This is a genomic window from Piscinibacter lacus, assembly GCF_016735685.1.
In the GTDB taxonomy this organism is placed as follows: domain Bacteria; phylum Pseudomonadota; class Gammaproteobacteria; order Burkholderiales; family Burkholderiaceae_C; genus Aquariibacter; species Aquariibacter lacus.
The window spans coordinates 195,777-217,792 of record NZ_JAERRA010000002.1 but is presented as its reverse complement, the minus strand read 5'-3'; the positions used below and the strand labels follow the sequence as shown (position 1 = coordinate 217,792).

The following is a 22,016-nucleotide window of genomic DNA, read 5'->3' as shown; positions in this document are numbered from 1 at the left end:
ATCGGCCCGGCGCCGGCTCAGCCCTTCACCACCGCATAGCGTTCCAGCGTGCGGGTCCGGGCCTCGGCATGGTCGACCACGGGCCGCGGATAGTCGCGGCCCAGCACCAGGTCGGCGGCGGCCAGATCCACCGGCCGGGCCAGCCAGGGCGCATGCAGGGCGGCATCCGGCAGCGCGGCCAGCTCCGGCACGTAGCGGCGGATGAACTTGCCGGCCGGGTCGAACTTCTCGCTCTGGCTGACCGGGTTGAAGATGCGGAAATAGGGCTGGGCATCGCAGCCCGAGCTGGCAGCCCACTGCCAGCCGCCATTGTTGGCGGCCAGGTCGAAGTCGTTCAGATGCAGCGCGAACCAGGCTTCGCCGCGGCGCCAGTCCAGGCCCAGGTCCTTGGTGAGGAAGCTGGCCACCACCATACGCAGGCGGTTGTGCATGTAGCCGGTCTGGGCCAGTTGGCGCATGGCGGCGTCGACCAGCGGGTAGCCGGTGCGGCCGGCGCACCAGGCCTCGAAATGCGCGTCGGCCTCGGGGCCCTCTTCCCAGGCGATGCGGTCGTACTCGGGCCGGAAGGCGGCCCGCTCGACCCGCGGATGGTGCTGCAGCACCTGCATGTAGAAGTCGCGCCAGATCAGCTCGCTGCGCCAGACCTCGGCCCCGGCCGCCCCCGGGCCGCCGGCCTCGATGCGGGCCTGCGCCTCGCGCAGCAGGCGGCGGATCGAGACCGTGCCGAAGCGCAGGTGCACGCTCAGGTAGCTCGGGCCCTTGATGGCGGGAAAGTCGCGCGCCGTGTCGTAGCGGTCGATGCGGCCGTCGAGGAAGTCCGCCAGCAGGGCCTCGGCGCCCGGACGGCCGGTCGGCAGGGCCAGCGCGTCCAGGCCGCTGGGCTCGAAGCCGATTTCGGCCAGCGCCGCTGGCACGCCGGGCTCGTCCGCGGGCCGCGCGGCCAGGGCGTCGCCATGGGCCTCCACCGGATAGGCCTTGAGCTGGTAGGGCGTCAGCGCCTTCAGCCAGGCGTTCTTGTAGGGCGTGAACACGCCATAGGGCTTGCCGGCGCCGGTCAGCACCTCCTCGCCCGCGAAGATGCTCTGGTCCTTGAAGCCGTGGAAGGCGATGCCCACCGTGCGCAGGGCCTCGGCCACCGCCGCGTCGCGGCGCTGGGCGGCGGGCTCGGGATCGAGGTTGGTGAACACCGCCTCTACGCCCAGCTTCAGGGCCAGGCGCGGCAGTTCCTCCAGCGCCCGGCCGTGGCGGGTGAGCAGGCCCGCGCCGGGCCGCCCATGCGCCTCGCCCAGGGCGCGCAGCTCGCCGTCAAGCGCTTGCAGGCTGCGCCAGATGAACTCGACGCGGCGGTCGCGGCGCGGCAGGGGGTCGAGGATGTCGCGGTCGAAGAGGAAGACCGGCCAGACCTCGCGCGCCGCGCGCAGGGCCTGGTGCAGGGCGGCATGGTCGGGCAAGCGCAGGTCGCGGCGCAGCCAGACGAGGGCGCGGCCCAGGCTGCGGCGGGGCAGGGCGGCTTCGCGGGGGCGCAGGGGGTCTTGAAGGCTCATCGGGCGGCGGGGGGCAAGGTCGGCGGGGGCGGCCGCAGTGTGCCCGCCACCTAGAATCCTCACCATGTCCTCCGGCGCCTCGATTGACCTCACCAACCAGTTCCTGATCGCGATGCCCGGCGTGGCCGACGACAACTTCGCCGGCACCGTCGTCTACCTCTGCGAACACTCCGAGCGCGGCGCGCTGGGCCTGGTCATCAACCGGCCCAGCGACATCACGCTCAGCAAGCTCTTCGAGAAGGTCGACCTCAGCCTGGACCGCGAAGACCTGGCCGCCCAGCCCGTCTTCGTCGGCGGCCCGGTGCAGACCGAGCGCGGCTTCGTGCTGCACGATGCGCTCGAAGTCGAAGGCGGCGGCTACACCAGCAGCCTGAAGATCCCCGGCGGCCTGGAGATGACCACCTCCAAGGACGTGCTGGAGGCGCTCTCCCACGGCGCCGGCCCGCGCCGCGTCTTCGTCACCCTGGGCTATGCCGGCTGGAGCGCCGGCCAGCTTGAGGAAGAGCTGGGCCGCAACGGCTGGATCACCGTGGCCGCCGAGCCGACGCTGATCTTCGACACCCCGGTCGAGCAGCGCTATAAGCGGGCGCTCTCCCTGCTCGGCATCGACCTGGGCATGCTCAGCAGCGAAGCCGGCCATGCCTGAGCCGGCCGGCGGCCCCGCGCCGTCTTCCGCCGCCCCGCAGACCCTGCTGGGCTTCGACTTCGGCCTGCGCCGCACCGGCGTGGCGGTAGGCAACACCCTGCTGCGCGAGGCCAGCCCGCTGACCACCGTGCAGGCCGAGGGCGAGGCCCGCTATGCGCCCATCGCCGCCCTGGTGGCCGAATGGCAGCCCGCCGCCCTGGTGGTGGGCGTGCCCTTCCATCCCGACGGCGCCGAGCACGATCTCAGCCGCGCCGCCCGCCGCTTCGCCCGCCAGCTTGGCCTGCGCCACGGCCTGCCGGTGCACGAGGTGGATGAACGCTACAGCAGCGTCGAGGCCGAGGCCGTGCTCGCCGCCGAGGGCGGCCGCCGCCCGGCCCGGCCGGGCCGGCCCGATCCGCGCCTCGATGCCCGGTCCGCCGCGCTGCTGCTCGACCAATACCTTCGGGCCCTGCCATGAGCCGCTGCCCGCGCTTCCTGCCTGACGGAGTCCTGCCCCGATGAGCCTGCTCGCCCTCGATGCCGAGGCGCTCTACCTGGACCTGCGCGCCCGCGTGCAGGACTGGCTGGCGCCGCGCGATCCGCTGGAGAACATGCTGGTGGGCGTCTGGTCCGGCGGCGCCTGGCTGGCCGAGCGCCTGCACCGCGACCTGGGCTTGCCCGGCCGCCACGGCGTCGTCTCCAGCACCCTGCACCGCGACGACTTCGGCGCCCGCGGCCTGGCCGCCACCACCGACCCGACCTCGCTGCCCTTCGAGATCGAGAACCTGCATGTGCTGCTGGTCGACGATGTGCTGTTCACCGGCCGCACCACCCGCGCGGCCATCAACGAGCTGTTCGACTTCGGCCGCCCGGCCAGCGTGACGCTGGCGGTGCTGGTGGATCGCGGCGGCCGCGAATTGCCGATCGAGGCCGCGATCTCCGCCGCCCGCATCGCCCTGCCGCCGGCCCAGCGCCTGGCCCTGGGCCGCGATGCCGAAGGCCGTTTCAGCTTCGACCTTCAAACCCTCGCCTGAGCCGACGACCGATGCTTTCCCGCCGCAATCCGCAGCTCAACGCGCACGGCGAGCTGATCCACCTGCTGTCCATCGAGGGCCTGCCGCGCGCCGTGCTGCACGGCATCCTCGACACCGCCGCGACTTTCCTGGCCGTCAACGACCGCGAGGTCAAGAAGGTGCCGCTGCTGCGCGGCAAGAGCGTGTTCAACCTCTTCTTCGAGAACAGCACCCGCACCCGCACCACCTTCGAGATCGCGGCCAAGCGCCTGTCGGCCGACGTGATCAACCTGGACATCGCCAAGTCCAGCGCCTCCAAGGGCGAGAGCCTGCTCGACACCATCGCCAACCTCAGCGCCATGCATGCCGACATGTTCGTCGTGCGGCACAGCGAATCGGGCGCGCCCTACCTCATTGCCCAGCACTGCGCGCCGCATGTGCATGTGATCAATGCCGGCGACGGCCGCCATGCGCATCCCACGCAGGGCCTGCTCGACATGTACACGATCCGCCACTACAAGAAGGACTTCACGCAGCTGCGCGTGGCCATCGTCGGCGACATCGTGCACAGCCGGGTGGCGCGTTCGGACATCCTGGCCCTGGCCACCCTGGGCGTGCCGGAGATCCGTGCCGTCGGCCCCAAGACCCTGGTGCCCGGCGACCTGCGCGCTATGGGCGTGCGCGTCTGCCACGACATGGCCGAGGGCGTGAAGGATGCCGACGTCATCATCATGCTGCGCCTGCAGAGCGAGCGCATGAGCGGCGCCATGCTGCCCAGCGCCGGCGAGTTCTTCAAGCACTTCGGCCTGACGCAGGAGAAGCTGGCCCTGGCCGCGCCCGATGCCATCGTCATGCATCCGGGGCCGATCAACCGCGGCGTCGAGATCGATTCCGCCGTGGCCGACGGGGCGCAGAGCGTGATCCTGCCCCAGGTCACCTTCGGCATCGCCGTGCGCATGGCCGTCATGTCGACGATTGCAGGCAACCTCGCATGAAGCTCCTCCTCCAGAACGGCCGGGTGATCGACCCGGCAAGCGGCCGCGACGAGAGGGCCGATGTCGCGATCGCGGCCGGTCGCATCGTCGCCATCGGCAGCGTCCGCCCCGATTTCCAGGCCGACCGCGTGATCGACGCGCGCGGCCTGGTCGTCGCCCCCGGCCTGGTCGACCTGGCCGCGCGCCTGCGCGAGCCCGGCCACGAACACGAGGGCATGCTGGAAAGCGAGCTGGCCGCGGCCGCCGCCGGCGGCGTCACCAGCCTGGTCTGCCTGCCCGACACCGACCCCACGCTGGACGAACCCGGCCTGGTCGAGATGCTCAAGTTCCGCGCCCGCAAGCTCAGCCGCTGCCGGCTCTTCCCGCTGGGCGCGCTCACCCGTGGCCTGGCCGGCGAGGCCCTGACCGAAATGGCCGAGCTGACCGAGGCCGGCTGCGTCGGCTTCAGCCAGGCCGAGGTGGCCATCCGCGACACCCAGGTCCTGCAACGCGCGCTGCAATACGCGGCCACCTTCGGCTACAGCGTCTGGCTGCGGCCGCAGGACCCCTGGCTGGGCAAGGGCGTGGCAGCCAGCGGTGCGGTGGCCACGCGCCTGGGCCTGTCGGGCGTGCCGGTCAGTGCCGAGACGGTGGCTCTGCACACCCTGTTCGAGCTGGTCCGCGTGACCGGCGCCCGCGTGCACCTGTGCCGCCTGTCCAGCGCGGCCGGCGTCGCCCTGCTGCGCGCGGCCAAGGCCGAGGGCCTGCCGGTCACGGCCGACGTGAGCATCAACTCCCTGCATCTCAGCGACGTCGACATCGGCTACTTCAATCCGGCCATGCGCCTGAACCCGCCGCTGCGCCAGGGCCGCGACCGCGACGCCCTGCGCGCCGCGCTGGCCGACGGCACGCTCGATGCGCTGGTGAGCGACCACACCCCGGTCGAGGGCGATGCCAAGACCCTGCCCTTCGGCGAGGCCGAGCCCGGCGCCACCGGCCTGGAGCTGCTGCTGAGCCTGGCCCTGAAGTGGGGTACCGACAGCGGCCTGGCCCTGCCGGCCACCCTAGCCACCGTCAGCAGCCAGCCGGTGCGGGTGCTGGGCGAAGCCCTGGGCTCGCTCGCCAGCTCGGCCGGCCGGCTGGTGGAAGGCGGCGTGGCCGACCTCTGCCTGTTCGACCCGGCGGCCGAATGGACGGTGCAGCCCGGCAGCCTGCGCAGCCAGGGCAAGCACACGCCCTTCGCCTTCGAGACCACCGGCATGCGCCTGCCCGGCCGCGTGCGCCTGACCATCGTCGCGGGCCATGTGGCCCACGAGCTGGCGCCCGAGGCGGCCTGAGCCCGCACCGCCGATGAACAAGCTGCTGCGCACCCCCATCGTCGCCTGGCGCCTGCTGCGCGTGCTGCTGCACATCGTGCTGGGCGTGCTGACCGTCGCCCTGATCCTGCCGCGGGTCGACGAGGCCGGCCGCCGCCGCCGCGTGCAGGCCTGGGCCCAGACGGCGCTGCGCGCCCTGGGCATGCGCCTGATCGTCGAAGGCCAGCCCCGGCCGGGGGCGACCCTGCTGGTCGCCAACCATGTGTCCTGGCTGGACATCACCGCCATCCATGCCGTCTGCCCGCAGGCGCGCTTCGTGTCCAAGGCCGAGGTGCGGCGCTGGCCGCTGCTTCGCCACCTCAGCGACGCGGCGGGCACGCTCTACCTCAGCCGCGAGAGCCGGCGCGATGCGCTGCGCGTCGTGCACCAGGTGTCCGAGGCCCTGCAGGCCGGCGATGTGGTGGCCGTCTTCCCCGAGGGCACCACGTCCGATGGCCACGGCCTGCTGCCCTTCCACGGCAACATGCTGCAAGCGGCGATCGCCGTCGAGGTGCCGGTGCAGCCCCTGGCCCTGCGCTACTCGGACGCCGAATCGGCGATCAGCCGCGCCGCGCCCTACATCGACCAGATCAGCCTGATGTCCAGCATCCTGGCGGTGGTGCGGGCCCGCGGCCTCACGCTGCGGGTGCAGTGGCTGCCCGCCCGGGGCAGCCGCCATGCCGACCGGCGGGCGCTCGCGCAGACCCTGCGCATCGACATTGCCGAGGCCCTGGGCCTGCCGGCCGAAGCGGTGGCCGGCCACTGAGGCCACGGCATGCCGCCTGGGCCGGGGCAGGGGGAAGTCAGTCCTGGCCGTGCGGGCCGGCCTCGACGATGGCGCGCTCGTCGGCCATGGCATCGCCCAGGTAGTAACGGCGGAGGGGCTTGAGCGCGCCGTCCAGCTCATAGACCAGCGGCGTGCCGTTGGGAATGTTCAGGCTGACGATGTCGGCATCCGAGATGCCGTCCAGGTGCTTGACCAGCGCGCGGATGCTGTTGCCGTGGGCGGTGATGACCAGGCGCTGGCCGCTCAGGATGGCCGGGCCGATCGTGCCTTCCCACAGCGGCAGCACGCGCACCACGGTGTCTTTCAGGCATTCGGTCAGCGGAATCTGCTCGGGTGCCAGGTCGGCATAGCGCAGGTCCTGGCGCTGGCCGCGCGGGTCGTCCGGCGTCAGCGCGGGCGGCGGCTCGTCGTAGCTGCGGCGCCATTGCAGCACCTGCTGCTCGCCGAACTCGCGGGCCATGTCGGCCTTGTTCAGGCCCTGCAGCGCGCCGTAGTGGCGTTCGTTGAGGCGCCAGTCCTTGACGATGGGCAGCCAGGTGCGGTCCATCGCATCCAGGCAGTGCCAGAGCGTCCAGATCGCGCGCTTGAGCACCGAGGTGTAGGCCACGTCGAAGCTGTAGCCGGCCTCCCTCAGCATATTGCCTGCGGCCCGGGCCTGGGCGACGCCGGTGGGCGTCAGCGGCACGTCGGTCCAGCCGGTGAATCGGTTCTCCAGGTTCCACGACGATTCACCGTGGCGGATCAGAACAAGCTTGTGCATGGGGTGGGGTTGGGGGAGGTCGGGGGATCCGTAATTACCCGAGATTCTAGAATCAGGGCTTTGCCGGGACCCACCCGGCTTACGGGGACAAGACACCGTGGACTTCCTGATCGAGAACTGGATCCTTGTGCTGATCGCCGCCACCTCGGGGGGCCTGCTCGTCGCACAGCAGTTGCGCGGCGCCTCCGGCGGCGGCGCCAGCGTCAGCCCGGCCGAGGCCGTGACCCTGCTGAACCGCGAGAAGGCGGTGATGCTCGACGTCGGCGAGCCGGCCGAATATGCCGAGGGCCATGCCACGCCGGCCCGCGCGCTGCCCTTCGGCCAGCTTGAGGGCTCGCGCCTGCTGCCCAGCGACAAGAACCGGCCGGTGGTGCTGATCTGCCCGACCGGCGCCCGCGCCCGCCGGGCCGTCGACCTGCTGAAGAAGGCCGGCCACGCCCGCGTCGTTGCCGTGGCGGGCGGCACCGCCGCCTGGCGAGATGCGCAGCTTCCGATCGAGCGCGGCGCGGCCGAGGCCGCCGCCAGCCCGCCGGCCAAGCGCAAGTCGGCCTGAGCCCGCCCCAGCCTTGTCACGAGGAGACGCCGCGATGGCCACCGTCCAGATGTACACCACCCAGGTCTGCCCTTACTGCCTGCGCGCCAAGGCGCTGCTCAAGCAGCGCGGGGTGAGCGCGATCGAGGAGATCCGCATCGACCTCGATCCCGCCGCCCGCGACGCCATGATGGCCCGCACCGGCCGCCGCACCGTGCCGCAGATCTTCATCGGCGACACCCATGTCGGCGGCTGCGACGACCTGATCGCGCTGGACCAGCGCGGCGGCCTGCTGCCCCTGCTCGGCCAGGGCGGCTGAGGCCCGGGCCGGGCCACGCGGCCCGGCCATAATCGCGCGCCTCTTGCGCGGCCGATCCTTGGCGGACGGCCGGGCACGACACCCTGACCCCAGGCCGCGCCGCGCGCGGCCGGGCTCCCCGACCCCAGCGAAAGCCCCTCATGGCCGACGAACAGCAAGCCGATCCCATCTTCCAGATCCAGCGCGTTTATCTGAAGGATGTGTCGCTCGAACAGCCGAACTCGCCGCGCATCCTGCTCGAACAGGTGCAGCCGCAGATCGAGATCAACCTCGGCGTCGGCGCCGAGACGGTGGCCGACGGCATCTACGAAGTCGCCGTGACCGCGACCGTGCAGACCAAGATCGCCGACCGCACCCTGTTCCTGGTGGAAGCCAAGCAGGCCGGCATCTTCGAGATCCGCAACCTGCCGCAGGAGCAGATGCGCCCCATCCTGGGCATCGCCTGCCCCGGCATCCTCTACCCCTACCTGCGTGCCAATGTGGCCGACCTGATCACCCGCGCCGGCTTCCCGCCGGTGCACCTGACCGAGGTCAACTTCCAGGCCATGTTCGACGCCCAGCAACAGGCCGAGCTGCAGCAGCTCGCCGGCGAATCCCTGGGCCAGGCCTGATCGCGGCCGGGCGCGGGCAGCGGGCCGGCCGGGCGGGGTGATGCGGATCAGCGTGCTTGGCGCCGGCGCCTGGGGCACCGCCCTGGCCCTGGCCATGGCGCGCGAAGGCCATGCGCCCTGCCTGTGGGTGCGTGACCCGGCCCAGGCCCGGGCCCTGCGCGCGCAGCGCGAGAACGCCCGCTACCTGCCCGGCGTCGCCCTGCCGCCGGCGCTGCACATCGAGGATGCGCTCGATGCCGCACTCGACCATGCCCGCGCCGGGGCCGAGGGCCCCGAGGGCGCCCTGATCATCATCGCCAGCCCGATGGCCGGCCTGCGCGGCCTGCTGGCCCGCTGTGCCGGCGCCGGCCTGCCCGACGGCGTGGGCCTGCTCTGGCTCTGCAAGGGCTTCGAGGCCGGCAGCGGCCGGCTCGGCCACGAGATCGCCGCCGAGCTGGCCCCCGGCCTGCGCAGCGGCGTGCTCTCCGGCCCCAGCTTCGCGCAGGAGGTGGCGCTGGGCCAGCCGACCGCCCTGGTCGCCGCCAGCCGCGACCCCTGGCTGCCGCAGCAGGCCATCGCGGCCTGCCACGGCGGGGCGCTGCGCGTCTACACCTCGGACGATCCGGTCGGGGTCGAGGTCGGCGGCGCGGTCAAGAACGTGCTGGCCATCGCCACCGGCATCGCCGACGGCCTGCCGGCCCGCGCGGGCGGCGAGCCCGGCCTGGGCCTGAATGCCCGCGCCGCGCTGATCACCCGCGGCCTGGCCGAGATGAGCCGCCTGGGCCTGGCCCTGGGCGCGCGGCCCGAGACCTTCATGGGCCTGTCCGGCCTGGGCGACCTGGTGCTGACGGCGACCGGCGCGCTCTCGCGCAACCGCCGCGTCGGCCTGGAACTGGCTGCCGGCCGCAGCCTGGCCGAGGCGGTCGCCGCGCTCGGCCATGTGGCCGAAGGCGTGCCGACCGCGCCGACCGTGCTGGCCCGCGCCCGCGCGCTGGGGGTGGAGATGCCGATCACCGCCGCCGTGGTCGAGGTGCTCGAAGGCCGGCTCGGCCCCGCCGAGGCCGTGCGCGCGCTGATGCGCCGCGAGGCCCGCGCCGAGCATTGAGCGGCTGCCCCCGGCCGCGGCGCTGAGCCGCTGGCCGCGGGCCCTTTGCGGGGCGGCCGGCCCAGGGCCTCAGCGCAGCGCTTGGGCCAGCGCCGCCGCGCCGGGGCCGAAGGCATAGCTGTCCATCGCCAGCGCGCCGTGGTCCACGCCGGCATGCAGGCGGGCGGCTTCGTGCAGGCCGCCGGCCCCCATCGCGAGGTAGAAGGGCAGCCAGTGCTCGTCGGTCGGGTGCTGCTCGCGGGCGGCGGGGGCAAGCTGCCGGTAGTCCAGCAGCCCGGCCTCATCCCCTGCGGCGACGCGCGCCTGCACCCAGTCGCGGAAGGCGCGGGTGCCGGCCTGCTCCGGCGCATCCTGCGGCAGCCAGCCCTGCGGGCCGAAGAGCAGGCGCAGGTTGTGCGTCAGGCTGCCGCTGGCCAGCAGCAGCACGCCGTGCTCGGCCAGGCTGGGCGCCAGCGCGGCGCCCAGGGCCCGCAACATGGCGGGCGTGGCCTGGTCCGGCAGGCTCAGCGGCAGCACCGGCCGATCGGCATCGGGCCAGGCGAAGCGCAGCACGCTCCACACGCCGTGGTCCAGCCCGCCCGCCTCGCGCCGCGCGACCTGCAGGCCCTGCGCGGCCAGGGCCGCCGCCAGCACATCCGCCAGGGCCGGCGCCCCCGGCGGCTCGTAGCGCAGGCGGTAGAGGGCTTCGGGGAAGCCCTTGAAATCGTGGATGGCGGGATGCCGCATCGCGGTCAGCAGGGTGGGCTCGGGCGTGCGGTTGTGCGGTGACAGCGCCAGGATGACGCGCGGCCGGCCGAAGCCGGCCTCCAGCGCCGGGCCGAGCCGGCGCATGAACTCACCCGCCGGGCCAGGCTGCAAGGCGAGCATCGGCGAGCCATGGGACACGAAGAGCGCAGGAAAGGGCAGGGGGTGCGGGGCCATGGCCGGATTGGACGCCCGTCCGCCCGCGCCGCTGTTCAAGCGCTTTGACCCCGGCATGCAGATGCCGTGGGCGCCATCGCCCGGCGCAGCCCGACCGCGCCTCCCACCGCGCCCACTACCGCGCCCGTCCGGCCAAGACCCGCCGCACAGGCCCCCGGCCCGGGATCGGCTAGGGTCGCGGCATGGCCGCGTCTTCCCCTCCGATCGCTCCGTCCCCGTCCCCCAGCTTCCGGCCGCCGAGCCTGCTGCGCCTGGCCTGGCGCCAGGGCTGGCGCGACCTGCGCGGCGGCGAGCTGAGCCTGCTGCTCATTGCAGTGGCCCTGGCCGTGGCCGCGCTCAGCGCGGTCGGCTTCTTTGCCGAACGTTTGCAGTCCGGCCTGAGCCGCGATGCCCAGGCCCTGCTCGGCGGCGACGCGGTGCTGGTCGCCGACCAACCCCTGCCCCCGGTGCTGGCCGAGCGCGCCCGCGCCCTGGGCCTGAAGACCTCGGCCAGCGTCGGTTTCCCCAGCATGGCCCGTGCGCCCGAGGCGCGCGGCGGCGCCAGCCGGCTGGTCGCCGTCAAGGCCGTCGATGCGGCCTATCCGCTGCGCGGTGCGCTGCAACTGGCCGACGGCCCCGAGGCCGATGCCGCCCGCACCCGCAGCCTGCGGGCGGCGCCGCCGCGCGGCGCGGTCTGGGTCGATGCGGCCCTGCTCGATGCCCTGCAGCTCCAGGTCGGCGACCGCCTGGGCCTGGGCGATGCGGACCTGCGCATCGATGCCGTGCTGCGCATCGAGCCCGACCGCGGCGCCGGCTTCCTCAGCTTCGCGCCGCGGGTGATGCTGCACCTCGACGACCTGGCCGCCACCGGCCTGGTGCAGCCGGCCAGCCGCGTCAGCCATCGCCTGGCCGTGGCCCTGCCGGCCGGCGGCGAGGCCGCGGCCGTGACGCGCTACCTGGACGAGACCCGGCTGCGCATCGGCCAGGAAGGCTGGCGCGGCCTGCAGCTCGAATCCCTGGAAGCCGGCCGGCCCGAAATGGCCCAGACCCTGGACCGCGCCGCCTCCTTCCTGCGCCTGGTGGCCCTGCTGGCCGCCCTGCTGGCCGCGGTGGCGGTGGCGATTGCCGCGCGCCACTATGCCGACCGCCATCTGGACGAGAGCGCCATGCTGCGCGTGCTCGGCCAGTCGCAGCGGCGCATTGCCGGGGCTTATGCCCTGGGCTTCGGCGTGGCCGGCCTGGCGGCCAGCGCGGTCGGCCTGCTGATCGGCCTGGCGGTGCATCAGGTCTTCGTCTGGCTGCTGGGCAGCCTGGTCGGGGCCGAGCTGCCGCCGCCCGGCCCGGCGCCGGCCCTGCTGGGCCTGGGCGTGGGCATGAGCCTGCTGCTCGGCTTCGGCCTGCCGCCGGTGCTGCAACTGGCCCAGGTGCCGGCGCTGCGGGTGATCCGGCGCGAGCTGGGCCGGCCGCGCGCCGTCTCCCTGCTCACCGCCCTGGCCGGTCTGGCCGGCTTCGGCGCCATGCTGTGGGCCACGGCGGCCACGCCGCGGCTGGGGGCCATCGTCGTCGGCGGCTTCGCGATGGCCTTGCTGCTCTTCGCGGCGGCCGGCGGCGGGGTGATGGCCCTGCTGCGCCAGGCGGTGCCGGCCGGCGGCGCGGCCCTGTTCCTGCCGCGCCCGCTGCGCCTGGCCACCCGCCAGCTTGCGGCGCGGCCGGTGCAGGGCATGGTGCAGGTCGCGGCGCTGTCGGTCGGCCTGCTGGCCCTGGTGCTGCTGGTGCTGCTGCGCACCGACCTGATCGCGAGCTGGCGCGAGGCCACGCCGCCCGATGCGCCCAACCGCTTCGTCATCAACATCCAGCCCGACCAGACCGAGGCCTTCCGCGCCCATCTGGCCGAGGCCGGCGTCGCCCGCTACGACTGGTATCCCATGATCCGCGGCCGGCTCAGCGCCATCAACGGCCAGCCGGTGCGCGCCGGCCAGTTCGCCACCGAGCGCGCCAACCGCCTCGTCGAGCGCGAGTTCAACCTCAGCCATGCCGCCGAGGCGCCGGCCCACAACCGCCTCGTCGCCGGTCGCTGGGATGCGGCTGCGGCGCAGCAGGCCGGCGCGGCGGCGGCCGATGCGCCGCAGGCGCTTAGCGTCGAGGAGGGCCTGGCCCAGGAGCTGGGCCTGAAGCTCGGCGACCGGCTGCGCTTCGACATCGCCGGCCAGGCGCAGGAGGGCGTGATCCGCAACCTGCGCCAGGTCGACTGGGCCTCGATGCGGGTGAACTTCTTCGTGATGTTCGAGCGCGCCGCCATGCCCGAGCTGCCGGTGACCTGGATCGCCGCCTTCCAGGCCCCGCCGCGCCCGCCGGGCCAGGCCGGCCCCGGCTTCGACAGCCGCCTGAGCCAGGCCTTTCCCAATGTGACCGTGGTCGACCTGTCGGCCACCCTGGCCCAGGTGCAGCGGGTGCTCGACCAGGTCGTGCGGGCGGTCGAGTTCCTCTTCGCCTTCACCCTGGCGGCCGGCCTGCTGGTGCTGCTGGCCGCCATCCGCGCCAGCCGCGAGCAGCGCCTGCACGAGGCCGCCGTGATGCGCGCGCTGGGCGCCGGCCGCAAGCTCATGGCCCAGGTGCTGCGGGTCGAGCTGCTGGGCCTGGGCGCGCTGGCCGGCGCGCTGGCCTCGGTCGTGGCCATGGGCCTGGGCGCGGCGCTGGCGCGCTACGCCTTCGAGTTCCGCTGGACGGCACCGCTCTGGGTGCCGCTGGCCGGCGCCGCCGCCGGCGCCCTGCTGGCCCTGCTCGCCGGCAGTTGGGGCCTGCGCGGCCTGCTGGCCCGGCCGGTCGTCGAGACCCTGCGCCGCAGCAGCCCCTGAACGGCCGACGCCGCCGCGCCCGGGTGGGCGGCGGCGGCGTCGGGCGGGGGCGGTCGGGGCGCGCGGCCCCGGCGCTCAGTGGCTGGCCGCGTCGATCAGGCCCAGCTCGCTGCTCGACATCAGCGATTCGATGTCGAGCAGGATCAGCATGCGCTCGTTCACATTGGCGATGCCCATCAGGTGGCTGGTGTCGACCAGGGTGCCCATCTCGGGCGCCGGCTTCACCAGGGCATGCGGCAGTTCCAGCACGTCGCTGACCGAATCGACCACCGCGCCGACGATCCGGCCCTTCACGCTCAGCACGACCACGGCAGTGATGGCGGTGATCTCGGCCTCGCAGCCGAACTTCACCCGCAGGTCGATCACCGGCACGATCACGCCGCGCAGATTGATCACGCCCTTCAGGAAGGAGGGCGCATTGGCGATGCGGGTCGGCGCCTCGTAGGAGCGGATCTCCTGCACCTTGAGGATGTCGATGCCGTACTCCTCCTGGCCCAGGCAGAAGCTCAGGTACTCGCGGCCCGGTGCATTCGCGGTCTGGCCGTGGGCCGCGCCGTAGGAGCTTTCGTTGCGGGACGGCGTGCGGGCGGGGGCTGCGGCCGCGGCCGGGGTCGGGGCGTTCGTGCGGGGAGCGGTCAGGGTGTCCATGGCGGTTTCCGGTTCGGTGGGGTGGGGCCGGTCAGAAGCTGGTCCAGTCGTCGTCGCCCGCGGGGGCGGCGGCCGGCGGGCTGGCGGGGCGGGCGGCGGCCGTCGAGCGCGGGGCAGCGGCCGGTCGGGCGGCCGGGGCCGCCGTGGCGCGCGGGGCGGGCTTGCCGGCAGCCGGCCGGGGCGCCGCCGGCTTCGCGGCGGTCGAGGCCGGGGCCGGCGCCTTCCGCGGGCTGCTGCGCACCCGGTCGATCAACTGGGCGGCCTGCACCTGCGCGCCTTGTTCCAGGCGGAAGCTGCCGATGGCCTGTTGCAGTCGCTGGGCCTGCTCGCGCAGCGATTCGGCGGCGGCGCTGCTTTCCTCCACCAGGGCCGCGTTCTGCTGCGTCATCTGGTCGAGGTTGTTGACGGCCTGGTTGACTTGGCCGATGCCATCGCTCTGCTCGGCCGAGGCGGCGGTGATCTCGCCGATGATGTCGCTGACCCGGCGCACGCTGGAGACGATCTCCTCCATGGTGCTGCCCGCGTCCTGCACCAGGCGGGCGCCGGATTCGACCTTGTCGACCGAGTCGCCGATCAGGCCCTTGATCTCCTTGGCCGCCTGCGCGCTGCGCTGGGCCAGGTTGCGCACCTCGCCGGCCACCACCGCGAAGCCGCGGCCCTGCTCGCCGGCCCGGGCAGCTTCCACCGCAGCGTTCAGCGCCAGGATGTTGGTCTGGAAGGCGATGCCGTCGATCACGCCGATGATGTCGGCGATCTTCTTGCTGGAGGCGCTGATGTCCTCCATGTTGGAGACGACCTGCGTCACCACCGCGCCACCGCGCTGCGCTGCCGTCGCGGCCGAGGACGCCAGTTGATTGGCGGTGCGGGCCGAGTCGGCCGTCTGCTTGACGGTGCCGGTGAGCTGCTCCATCGAGCTGGCGGTTTCCTGCAGGTTGGAGGCCGTCTGCTCGGTGCGGCTGGAAAGGTCGAGGTTGCCGGTGGCGATCTGCGTGCTCGCCGTCGAGATGCCGTCAGTGGTGTTGCGCACCTCGGTGATCAGCTTGAGCAGATTGGCCTGCATGTCGGCCAGCGCGCGCTGCACGTCGGCCACTTCATCCTTGCCGTCGATGGTGATGGCCTGGCTCAGGTCGCCCGAGGCGATGGTGCGGGTGGCCTGGACCACCCGGTCCAGCGGCCGGGTGACCGAGCGGGTCAGCGCCCAGCCCATGCCGATCAGCAGCATCACCGCGCCCAGGCCCAAGGCGATCATCAGTTGCTGCGAATGCTGGTAGCTGCTCATGGCCGCTGCGGTCTCGGCCATCGCCTCCTTGCGCGAGGACTCGTTGAACTGGTGCAACTTGTCGAGGATCTCGTTGAGCAGCGGCATGCAGGACTTCGTCAGCTGCTGGATGGCCTCGGCCTGCTTCTGTGCGGTGGCCAGCGCGACGATCTCGGCGGCGATCGGCTCGTAACGCTTCTCCAGGGCCAGCAGGTCCTGGACCATCTGGACGTCCTGCGGAGTGGCCTTGGGGTCGCTGGCCACCAGTTGGCTCAGATCAGCCAGCGAGGCATCGAGCTTGGACTTGGCCGCGTGGATGCGCTCGACCTCCGGCTTCTGGGCCGCGGGGTCCTGCTCCAGGGTCAGGTTGCGGGCTGCGATCGCACGCATGTCAATCGCGGCCCCGGCGTCGGCCAGCAGTTCGGCGGTGCGCATCGTGACCTGACTGACGGCTTCGAGCTTGTGCTCGATGCCCGACATCTGTCTCAGGCTGACGAAGAGCACGGCCAACAGCAGCAGCAGCAGCCCGGCGAAGCCAACACCGAGACGTTGGCCGATTTTCAGTTGGGTGAGCATGGGAGGGTCCTTGGATCGGGGCGGGCGTGAGAGGAACAGGGTCGGGAATCAGTGGCGCGAGCGGCGCACCAGGGAGGCCACGTCCAGGATCAAGGCGACCCGTCCGTCTCCCATGATGGTGGCGCCCGAGATGTCGGGCACCTTGCGGTAGTTGGCTTCGAGGTTCTTCACCACCACCTGCTGCTGGCCGAGCAGTTCGTCGACCATCATGGCCACGCGGCTGCCCTCGGCCTCGACGACGACCATGATGGGATGCGAGGGCTGCTGGCCGTCCTCGCGCGGCACATGGAAGAGCGACTCCAGCTCGATGACCGGCATGTACTCCTCGCGCACCTGCACCACGCGGCCGGTGCCGCCCAGGGTCTTGACCGTCTGCGGCGTGACCTGGAAGCTTTCGACCACGCTGGCCAGCGGCAGGATGTAGACCTCCTCGGCCACGCCCACGCTCATGCCGTCCATGATGGCCAGCGTCAGCGGCAGCCGCACCGCCACGCGCATGCCGTGGCCCTCGGCCGAATCGATCTCGACCGTGCCGCCGAGCGCCGAGATGTTCTTCTTGACCACGTCCATGCCGACGCCGCGGCCGGACACATCGGTCACCACCTCGGCGGTGGAGAAGCCCGGCGCGAAGATCAGCGACCAGACCTCGGCATCGCTCATCTCCTCGCTCACGGCCAGGCCGCGCTCGCGGGCCTTCTTGAGCAGCTTGGCGCGCGACAGGCCCTTGCCGTCGTCGCGCACCTCGATGACGATGCTGCCGCCCTGGTGGCTGGCCGCCAGGGTGATGGTGCCCTGCTCGGGCTTGCCCTTGGCGCGGCGTTCCTCGGGCAGCTCGATGCCGTGGTCGCAGGCATTGCGCACCAGGTGGGTCAGCGGGTCGGTGATCTTCTCGACCAGGCCCTTGTCCAGCTCGGTGGCCTCGCCGACGGTCAGCAGCTCGACCTCCTTGCCGAGCTTGGCCGCCAGGTCGCGCAACATGCGCGGGAAGCGGCTGAAGACCGTGCCCATCGGAATCATGCGGATCGACATCACCGCTTCCTGCAGGTCGCGGGTGTTGCGGTCCAGCGCGGTCAGGCCGGCGATCAGGGTCTGGTGCTGCACGGGGTCCAGCACGCGGCTGTGCTGGGCCAGCATGGCCTGGGTGATGACGAGCTCGCCCATCAGGTTGATGAGCTGGTCGACCTTCTCCAGGCCCACCCGCAGGGTGGTGCCTTCCAGGCCGGCGGGCTTGGCCTCGGCGCGGGCGCTGGGGGCGGCGGCCGGGGCAGCGGCCACGGCCTCGGCCGGGCGGGCCGGGCCGTCCTCGGGCGCGGCGGCTGCGCTGCCGGGGGCGCCGGGGGCGTCGTCGAAGAAGCCGTAGCCCGGGTCCTCCTCCTGCACCGGCGAGCCCGGGGCCTTGGCATAGAAGCCGTAGCCCGGCGCGATGTGCTCGCCGGCCCAGGGCCGCAGCCGCACCTGCTCGCGGGCGATGTGGAAGGCGAAGAGGTCCAGCAGCTCGCTGTCGGCCGTCGCGGTGATCAGCTTGAAGCGGCGCAGGCCGTCGGCGGCCAGGCCGCCATCGACCGGCTCGACCTGGCCCAGGCCCTCGATCTCCTTGAACAGGCTCAGCACATCGTCGGCCAGGCCGGGCCGCTCCAGCGGGCCCAGCGTCATTTCCAGGATGCGTTCGCCCTTGACGGTGACGGGCACGTCGGCCGCCTCGGCGCCGTGCACGCCGGCCTCGGCCTGCGGCGGGGCTGCGCTGGGCTGCGCCGCGGCCGGCACCGTGCCGGGCGCGCTGGCTTGCGCGGCGGGCGCAGGCGCCAGGGCCTGCGGCGCCGGGCTTTCGCCCTGGCTGTAGGCGGCGATCTGCCGGCGCAGCGCAGCCGTGTCCGGGCTGTGACCGGCGCCGCCGGCCTGGTGGCGGGCAAGCTGGCCGGCCAGGGCATCGCCCGAGGCCAGCAGCACATCGACCATGCCGGCGGTGGCCGCCAGCTCGTGGCGGCGCAGCTTGTCGAGCAGGGTCTCCATCACATGGGTCAGCTCGGCCACATCGCTGAAGCCGAAGGTGGCCGCGCCGCCCTTGATCGAATGGGCGCAGCGGAAGATGGCATTGAGCTGCTCATCGTCCGGCGCGGCCACGTCGAGGGCCAGCAGCAACTGCTCCATCTGCTGCAGGTTCTCGCCGGCTTCCTCGAAGAAGACTTGGTAGAACTGGCTGAGGTCGATGCCGGCGGCGCTGCCGCCCTGCATGCCTGGGGACTCGCCCATCATCGGCTCCTTGATGTTCCTGAACAGGTGCGCTCGCGGCGGGCCGGGCTCAGCGGATGACCTTGCGGATCACTTCGATCAGCTTGGCCGGATCGAAGGGCTTGACCATCCAGCCGGTGGCCCCAGCCGCGCGGCCGGCCTGCTTCATCTGGTCGCTGGACTCGGTGGTCAGGATCAGGATGGGCGTGGCCTTGAAGGCCGGGTGCTCGCGCAGCTTCTTGGTCAGGCCGATGCCGTCGAGGTGGGGCATGTTCTGGTCGGTCAGCACCAGGTCGTAGTGGTGCGAGGCCGCCTTGTCCCAGGCGTCCCGGCCATCGACGGCCTCGGTCACCTGAAAGCCCGCGCTCTTGAGGGTGAAGCTCACCATCTGGCGCATCGAGGCGGAGTCATCCACGGCAAGGATGGAAGGCATGGGGACGTTCTCCGGGGTAGATCGGGTCATCGGCAGAGGGGGCAGGATCTTGAGGACGCGGGCTCAGAACAGCTCGACCGAGCCGGCGTCCATCTCGTCCTGCGTGACCGGGTTCGGTCGCTGCGGCGCGGGGGTGATGGCGGCTTCGCCGTCCTCGTCGGCCCCGAAGGCGCGGGCGGCGAGCTGGTCGGCGCAGTTGCGCACCCGCTGTTGCGTGTGACGCAGGAGCTGGCTGGCCATGTCCTCGAACTGCAGGGCGACGACGCTGTCGGTCAGCGTCTCGCGCAGGGCCTGCACCGCCGTCGGCGAGCGGCTGGGGTCGACGCTGTCGAGGGCGCGGTGGGCCGCGTCGAAGCCGCTCAGCAGCAGGGCGCAGCTCTCGCTCAGCAGGGTCTGCAAGCGGTCGAGGTCGTGGCCGACGGCGAGCAGGTGGTCCTGCAGCTCGGCCACGGCGAGCACCGGCAGCTCGACGGTGGGATCGGGGGAACTCGGCATGGCGCGGATGCGGGTTCGGAATCGGGGCCGCTGCGCGGCAGCGGGGAGGCGGACACAGCGGCGGGGGCGGCCCTCGGGGCCGCGCAGGGTCCGCTGCGCTTCAGGGTCATTCTTCGCCTCGACCCCCCGGGCCGGTGCGCCGAAGATGCGCCGGAAAGCCGCGCTGTTTTCCGCCTGTCGTCCGGCCCTTGACGGCCCGCTGCGGCCCGTCGGCCGCCCCCGGTGGCGCAAGAGCCGGGGCCGCCCAGCCCTGGGGCACACTTCGCGCCAGGCCTTGCGCTCCTGCCTGTGCAGCCGCCCCGACCATGCCCGCCGCCGACCTCAAGTCCCCCCACCGCCCGTTGCGCCTGCTGCATCTCGAAGATTCGGCCTTCGACCACGAGATCCTGCTGGCCCATCTGCGCGCCGGCGGGCTGGAGGCCGAGGTCCGCCGCATCGAGACCGAGGCCGAGCTGCGCGCCACCCTCGCGCAGTCCTGGGACCTGGTCGTCTCCGATTTCGCCCTGCCGGGCTTCTCGGGCCTGCAGGCCCTGGAGATCGTGCGCGGCCACGACCCGCTGCTCCCCTTCGTGCTGATCTCCGGCACCATCGGTGAGGACATGGCCGTGCAGGCCATGCGCCGCGGCGCCAGCGACTACCTGCTCAAGCAGAACCTCGTGCGCCTGGTGCCCGCCCTGCAGCATGCGGTGGAGGCCGCGCGCAGCCGCCGCGACCAGCGCGCCGCCCGCGAGGCCCTGGCCGCCAGCGAGACCCGGCTGCGTGAGCTGACCCAGCACTTGCAGGCCAGCGTCGAGGCGGAGCGGGCGGCCATCGCGCGCGAGATCCATGACGATGTCGGCGGCTCGCTCACCGCCCTCAAGTTCGACCTGGCCTGGATCGAGCGCCACAGCGGCGTGCCCGCCGTCGGCCAGCGGGCGCGCGAGGCGCTGGACACCGTCACCCATGCCATCGAGGCCAGCCAGCGCATCATGCACAACCTGCGGCCGGCCATCCTGGAGCAAGGCCTGGTTGCCGCCCTGCAATGGATGACCCAGCGCTTCGAGAAGCGCAGCGGCCTGGAGACGCGCTTCAGCCACAGCCCGGCCGAGCTGCCGGCCCTGCCGCCGGGCCTGGCCCTGATCGCCTACCGCACCGCGCAGGAGGCGCTGACCAATGTCAGCAAGCATGCCCAGGCCCGCCGCGTGAAGCTGGACCTGACCCTGGCCGCCGGCGTGCTTTCGCTGGAAGTCAGCGACGACGGCCGCGGCCTGACCGTGCAGGACCTGGCCAAGGCGCGCAGCTTCGGCCTGCGCGGCCTGCGCGAGCGCGCGGCCACCGTGGGTGGCTGGGTCGACCTGAGCAGCGGCGAGCGCGGCACCAGCCTGATCCTGTCCCTGCCCATGGACGGCCGGCCGCCCCAGGATGAACCCGAGGGCGGCGACCGCAATGCCGACGATCCGACCACCTGGGGAGTCGATCCTTGATCCGCGTCATTCTCTGCGACGACCACGCGCTCATCCGGCGTGGCATCCGCGACACCCTGACCGACGCGCCCGACATCGAAGTCGTCGGCGAGGCCGGCGACTACGGCGAGCTGCGCAGCCTGATGCGCGACACCCGTTGCGACGTGCTGGTGCTCGACATCAACCTGCCCGGCCGCAGCGGCCTGGACGTGATGCATGTGCTCAAGGACGAAGGCAGCCCGGTGCGCGTGCTCGTGGTCAGCATGTACCCCGAGGACCAGTACGCCATCCGTGCGCTCAAGGCCGGCGCGCACGGCTATGTGAACAAGGGCAGCGACACCGCCCAGCTCGTCGAGGCGGTGCGCATCGTCGCCCAGGGCCGCAAGTACATCACCCCCGAGATCGCGCAGATGCTGGCCGAAAGCCTGAGCCAGCCCCAGGCCGAGGTGCTGCACGAGCGCCTGTCCGACCGCGAGCTCCAGACCCTGACCCTGATCGCCAGCGGCAAGCGTCTGTCGGACATCGCGCAGGAGCTGACGCTCAGCCCCAAGACCGTCAGCGTCTACCGCGCGCGGGTGCTGGAGAAGCTGGGCCTGTCGAACAACTCCGAGCTGACGGTCTACGCCATTCGCAACGGGCTGGTGTAGGCGGAGCCAGGTGCCCGTGCAGGCTCAGTGCATGAGCGCCGGGCGGCCGCCGAGGCTGGCATTCAGGTCGTCGAGCCAGGGTTCGGCCAGGCTGCGGATCTGGGCATCGTTGATGAGGATGCGCTGCATGATGCGGTGCTTGAGCTGGCGTTCCTCGCGGCCCAGGTCGCTGCGGTTGGCGGCATGCTTGAGCTGCGAGATCAGCAGGCCGCACGCGCCTTCGAGGCGGACGACGCCGTCCCAGTCGCCATCGCGGGCGGCGGCCAGCATGCGCTGGCTGGCTTTCTCCAGGGCCTGGTAGTAGGGCAGCAGGGGGGTGGGGGGCATGGCGGCGGGCTCCGTGGCGCGGGGTTCGGCGGCGGTTCGGTGCATGGCTTCAGCGGCCGGGTTGGCCCAGGACCTGCGGGCCGATGGCGGCCCAGGCCTCGCGCAGCGGCTGGACCAGGCGCAGGCATTCGTCGAGCATGGCCTCGTCATTGCGCAGATTGGCTTCCAGCAGGCGATGGGCCAGGTAGCTGTAGAGCCCGTCGAGCTGCTCGGCCAGCGCACCGCCGGCCGACCGGTCCAGGGCGCTGCGCAGGCCTTCTTCGAGGATGCGGATCGCGCGGGTCAGCGCGGCACCCTTGTCGGCGATCTCGCCCTGGCGCATGGCCCCCCGGGCGCGCTGGATGCTGTCGACCAGGCCCCCGTAGAGCATGGTGATGAGCTGGTGCGGGTTGGCGGCGTCGACTTCGGTCTCGACCCCGACCTGGCGGTAGGCATTGGCAAGGCCGCTGCTGCGGCGCGGGGCGAAGGGGCTGGCAAAGGCGTGCATGGCGTGGGGGCGGGGGGTCAGGGCCGCGGGGCCGATGGCTGTTTATCGGTGCCGGGATGCTCCGGCTTGAGCGGCCGAAAGCCCGAATTGCGGGGCCGCGCAGGGGCTGTCGGCA

At 72.7% G+C, this 22,016-nt stretch carries 23 protein-coding genes; 13 read left to right on the top strand and 10 right to left on the bottom strand.

The window, feature by feature from the left end:
- Positions 1 to 17: 17 nt before the first annotated feature.
- Complete coding sequence (locus JI742_RS11295) at positions 18 to 1,544, bottom strand: cryptochrome/photolyase family protein (RefSeq protein ID WP_201826939.1); 1,527 nt, start codon at positions 1,542 to 1,544, stop codon at positions 18 to 20.
- A gap of 64 nt (positions 1,545 to 1,608) precedes the next feature.
- On the opposite strand from JI742_RS11295, the gene JI742_RS11290 reads away from it, so the two are divergent.
- From JI742_RS11290 to JI742_RS11265, 6 genes are read left to right on the top strand one after another with little or no spacing between them, the layout of a single operon-like run.
- A complete protein-coding gene (locus JI742_RS11290) occupies positions 1,609 to 2,190 on the top strand; it encodes a YqgE/AlgH family protein (RefSeq protein WP_201826937.1) in 582 nt (193 codons plus the stop codon).
- On the top strand, positions 2,183 to 2,647 hold the full coding sequence (gene ruvX / locus JI742_RS11285; RefSeq protein WP_201826935.1) for a Holliday junction resolvase RuvX: 465 nt from the start codon (positions 2,183 to 2,185) through the stop codon (positions 2,645 to 2,647). The genes JI742_RS11290 and ruvX overlap by 8 nt, the downstream gene beginning before the upstream one ends.
- A gap of 40 nt (positions 2,648 to 2,687) precedes the next feature.
- A complete protein-coding gene (gene pyrR, locus JI742_RS11280) occupies positions 2,688 to 3,203 on the top strand; it encodes a bifunctional pyr operon transcriptional regulator/uracil phosphoribosyltransferase PyrR (protein WP_201826933.1) in 516 nt (171 codons plus the stop codon).
- An 11-nt stretch (positions 3,204 to 3,214) separates the two neighbouring features.
- Positions 3,215 to 4,177: an aspartate carbamoyltransferase catalytic subunit gene (locus tag JI742_RS11275; RefSeq protein ID WP_201826931.1), complete on the top strand. Its 963-nt coding sequence runs from the start codon at positions 3,215 to 3,217 to the stop codon at positions 4,175 to 4,177.
- Entirely contained in the window at positions 4,174 to 5,493 is a 1,320-nt protein-coding gene (locus JI742_RS11270) for a dihydroorotase (protein WP_201826929.1), read from the top strand. Before JI742_RS11275 ends, JI742_RS11270 begins: the two co-directional genes overlap by 4 nt.
- A gap of 13 nt (positions 5,494 to 5,506) precedes the next feature.
- Positions 5,507 to 6,277, top strand: coding sequence for a lysophospholipid acyltransferase family protein (locus JI742_RS11265; RefSeq protein WP_201826927.1), 771 nt, complete (start codon positions 5,507 to 5,509; stop codon positions 6,275 to 6,277).
- A 37-nt stretch (positions 6,278 to 6,314) separates the two neighbouring features.
- Here the strand turns inward: JI742_RS11265 and gpmA are convergent, their stop codons facing one another.
- Entirely contained in the window at positions 6,315 to 7,058 is a 744-nt protein-coding gene (gene gpmA, locus JI742_RS11260; protein WP_201826925.1) for a 2,3-diphosphoglycerate-dependent phosphoglycerate mutase, read from the bottom strand.
- Between the two features lie 97 nt (positions 7,059 to 7,155).
- Between gpmA and JI742_RS11255 the strand changes: the two genes are divergently transcribed.
- The 4 genes from JI742_RS11255 (at position 7,156) to JI742_RS11240 (ending at position 9,604) form a co-directional block, all read left to right on the top strand.
- Positions 7,156 to 7,611 carry a rhodanese-like domain-containing protein gene (locus JI742_RS11255; protein WP_201826923.1) on the top strand — a complete coding sequence of 152 codons (456 nt, stop codon included), beginning with the start codon at positions 7,156 to 7,158 and terminating at the stop codon, positions 7,609 to 7,611.
- A gap of 34 nt (positions 7,612 to 7,645) precedes the next feature.
- On the top strand, positions 7,646 to 7,909 hold the full coding sequence (grxC, locus tag JI742_RS11250) for a glutaredoxin 3 (RefSeq protein WP_201826921.1): 264 nt from the start codon (positions 7,646 to 7,648) through the stop codon (positions 7,907 to 7,909).
- A gap of 140 nt (positions 7,910 to 8,049) precedes the next feature.
- Positions 8,050 to 8,520 (top strand): protein-export chaperone SecB, encoded by a 471-nt coding sequence (gene secB / locus JI742_RS11245; protein ID WP_201826919.1) that lies wholly within the window; start codon positions 8,050 to 8,052, stop codon positions 8,518 to 8,520.
- 40 nt (positions 8,521 to 8,560) lie between these two features.
- A complete protein-coding gene (locus JI742_RS11240) occupies positions 8,561 to 9,604 on the top strand; it encodes an NAD(P)H-dependent glycerol-3-phosphate dehydrogenase (protein ID WP_201826917.1) in 1,044 nt (347 codons plus the stop codon).
- Positions 9,605 to 9,673: 69 nt separating this feature from the next.
- Here JI742_RS11240 and JI742_RS11235 read toward each other — a convergent pair whose 3' ends face one another.
- Positions 9,674 to 10,525: a DODA-type extradiol aromatic ring-opening family dioxygenase gene (locus JI742_RS11235; RefSeq protein ID WP_201826915.1), complete on the bottom strand. Its 852-nt coding sequence runs from the start codon at positions 10,523 to 10,525 to the stop codon at positions 9,674 to 9,676.
- A 182-nt stretch (positions 10,526 to 10,707) separates the two neighbouring features.
- Between JI742_RS11235 and JI742_RS11230 the strand changes: the two genes are divergently transcribed.
- Entirely contained in the window at positions 10,708 to 13,359 is a 2,652-nt protein-coding gene (locus JI742_RS11230; protein WP_236677010.1) for an ABC transporter permease, read from the top strand.
- A 75-nt stretch (positions 13,360 to 13,434) separates the two neighbouring features.
- Here JI742_RS11230 and JI742_RS11225 read toward each other — a convergent pair whose 3' ends face one another.
- The 5 genes from JI742_RS11225 to JI742_RS11205 form a co-directional block, all read right to left on the bottom strand.
- Positions 13,435 to 14,007 carry a chemotaxis protein CheW gene (locus JI742_RS11225; RefSeq protein WP_201826913.1) on the bottom strand — a complete coding sequence of 191 codons (573 nt, stop codon included), beginning with the start codon at positions 14,005 to 14,007 and terminating at the stop codon, positions 13,435 to 13,437.
- A gap of 31 nt (positions 14,008 to 14,038) precedes the next feature.
- The gene (locus tag JI742_RS11220; RefSeq protein WP_201826911.1) at positions 14,039 to 15,841 is read right to left on the bottom strand and encodes a methyl-accepting chemotaxis protein; all 1,803 of its coding nucleotides are present in this window, start codon (positions 15,839 to 15,841) and stop codon (positions 14,039 to 14,041) included.
- Between the two features lie 48 nt (positions 15,842 to 15,889).
- Complete coding sequence (locus JI742_RS11215; RefSeq protein WP_201826908.1) at positions 15,890 to 18,091, bottom strand: chemotaxis protein CheW; 2,202 nt, start codon at positions 18,089 to 18,091, stop codon at positions 15,890 to 15,892.
- 49 nt (positions 18,092 to 18,140) lie between these two features.
- Positions 18,141 to 18,503, bottom strand: a complete 363-nt coding sequence (locus JI742_RS11210) for a response regulator (RefSeq protein WP_182662697.1) — start codon at positions 18,501 to 18,503, stop codon at positions 18,141 to 18,143.
- Positions 18,504 to 18,566: 63 nt separating this feature from the next.
- A complete protein-coding gene (locus JI742_RS11205; RefSeq protein ID WP_201826906.1) occupies positions 18,567 to 18,998 on the bottom strand; it encodes a hypothetical protein in 432 nt (143 codons plus the stop codon).
- A 305-nt stretch (positions 18,999 to 19,303) separates the two neighbouring features.
- On the opposite strand from JI742_RS11205, the gene JI742_RS11200 reads away from it, so the two are divergent.
- Together JI742_RS11200 and JI742_RS11195 are read left to right on the top strand one after the other, a co-directional pair.
- Entirely contained in the window at positions 19,304 to 20,461 is a 1,158-nt protein-coding gene (locus JI742_RS11200; protein WP_201826904.1) for a hybrid sensor histidine kinase/response regulator, read from the top strand.
- A complete protein-coding gene (locus JI742_RS11195; protein ID WP_182662691.1) occupies positions 20,458 to 21,087 on the top strand; it encodes a response regulator in 630 nt (209 codons plus the stop codon). The genes JI742_RS11200 and JI742_RS11195 overlap by 4 nt, the downstream gene beginning before the upstream one ends.
- 24 nt (positions 21,088 to 21,111) lie before the next feature.
- Here JI742_RS11195 and JI742_RS11190 read toward each other — a convergent pair whose 3' ends face one another.
- Both JI742_RS11190 and fliS read right to left on the bottom strand, forming a co-directional pair.
- Positions 21,112 to 21,414: a flagellar protein FliT gene (locus tag JI742_RS11190; protein WP_201826902.1), complete on the bottom strand. Its 303-nt coding sequence runs from the start codon at positions 21,412 to 21,414 to the stop codon at positions 21,112 to 21,114.
- A gap of 49 nt (positions 21,415 to 21,463) precedes the next feature.
- Entirely contained in the window at positions 21,464 to 21,901 is a 438-nt protein-coding gene (gene fliS, locus JI742_RS11185; RefSeq protein WP_201826901.1) for a flagellar export chaperone FliS, read from the bottom strand.
- Positions 21,902 to 22,016 lie beyond the last annotated feature (115 nt).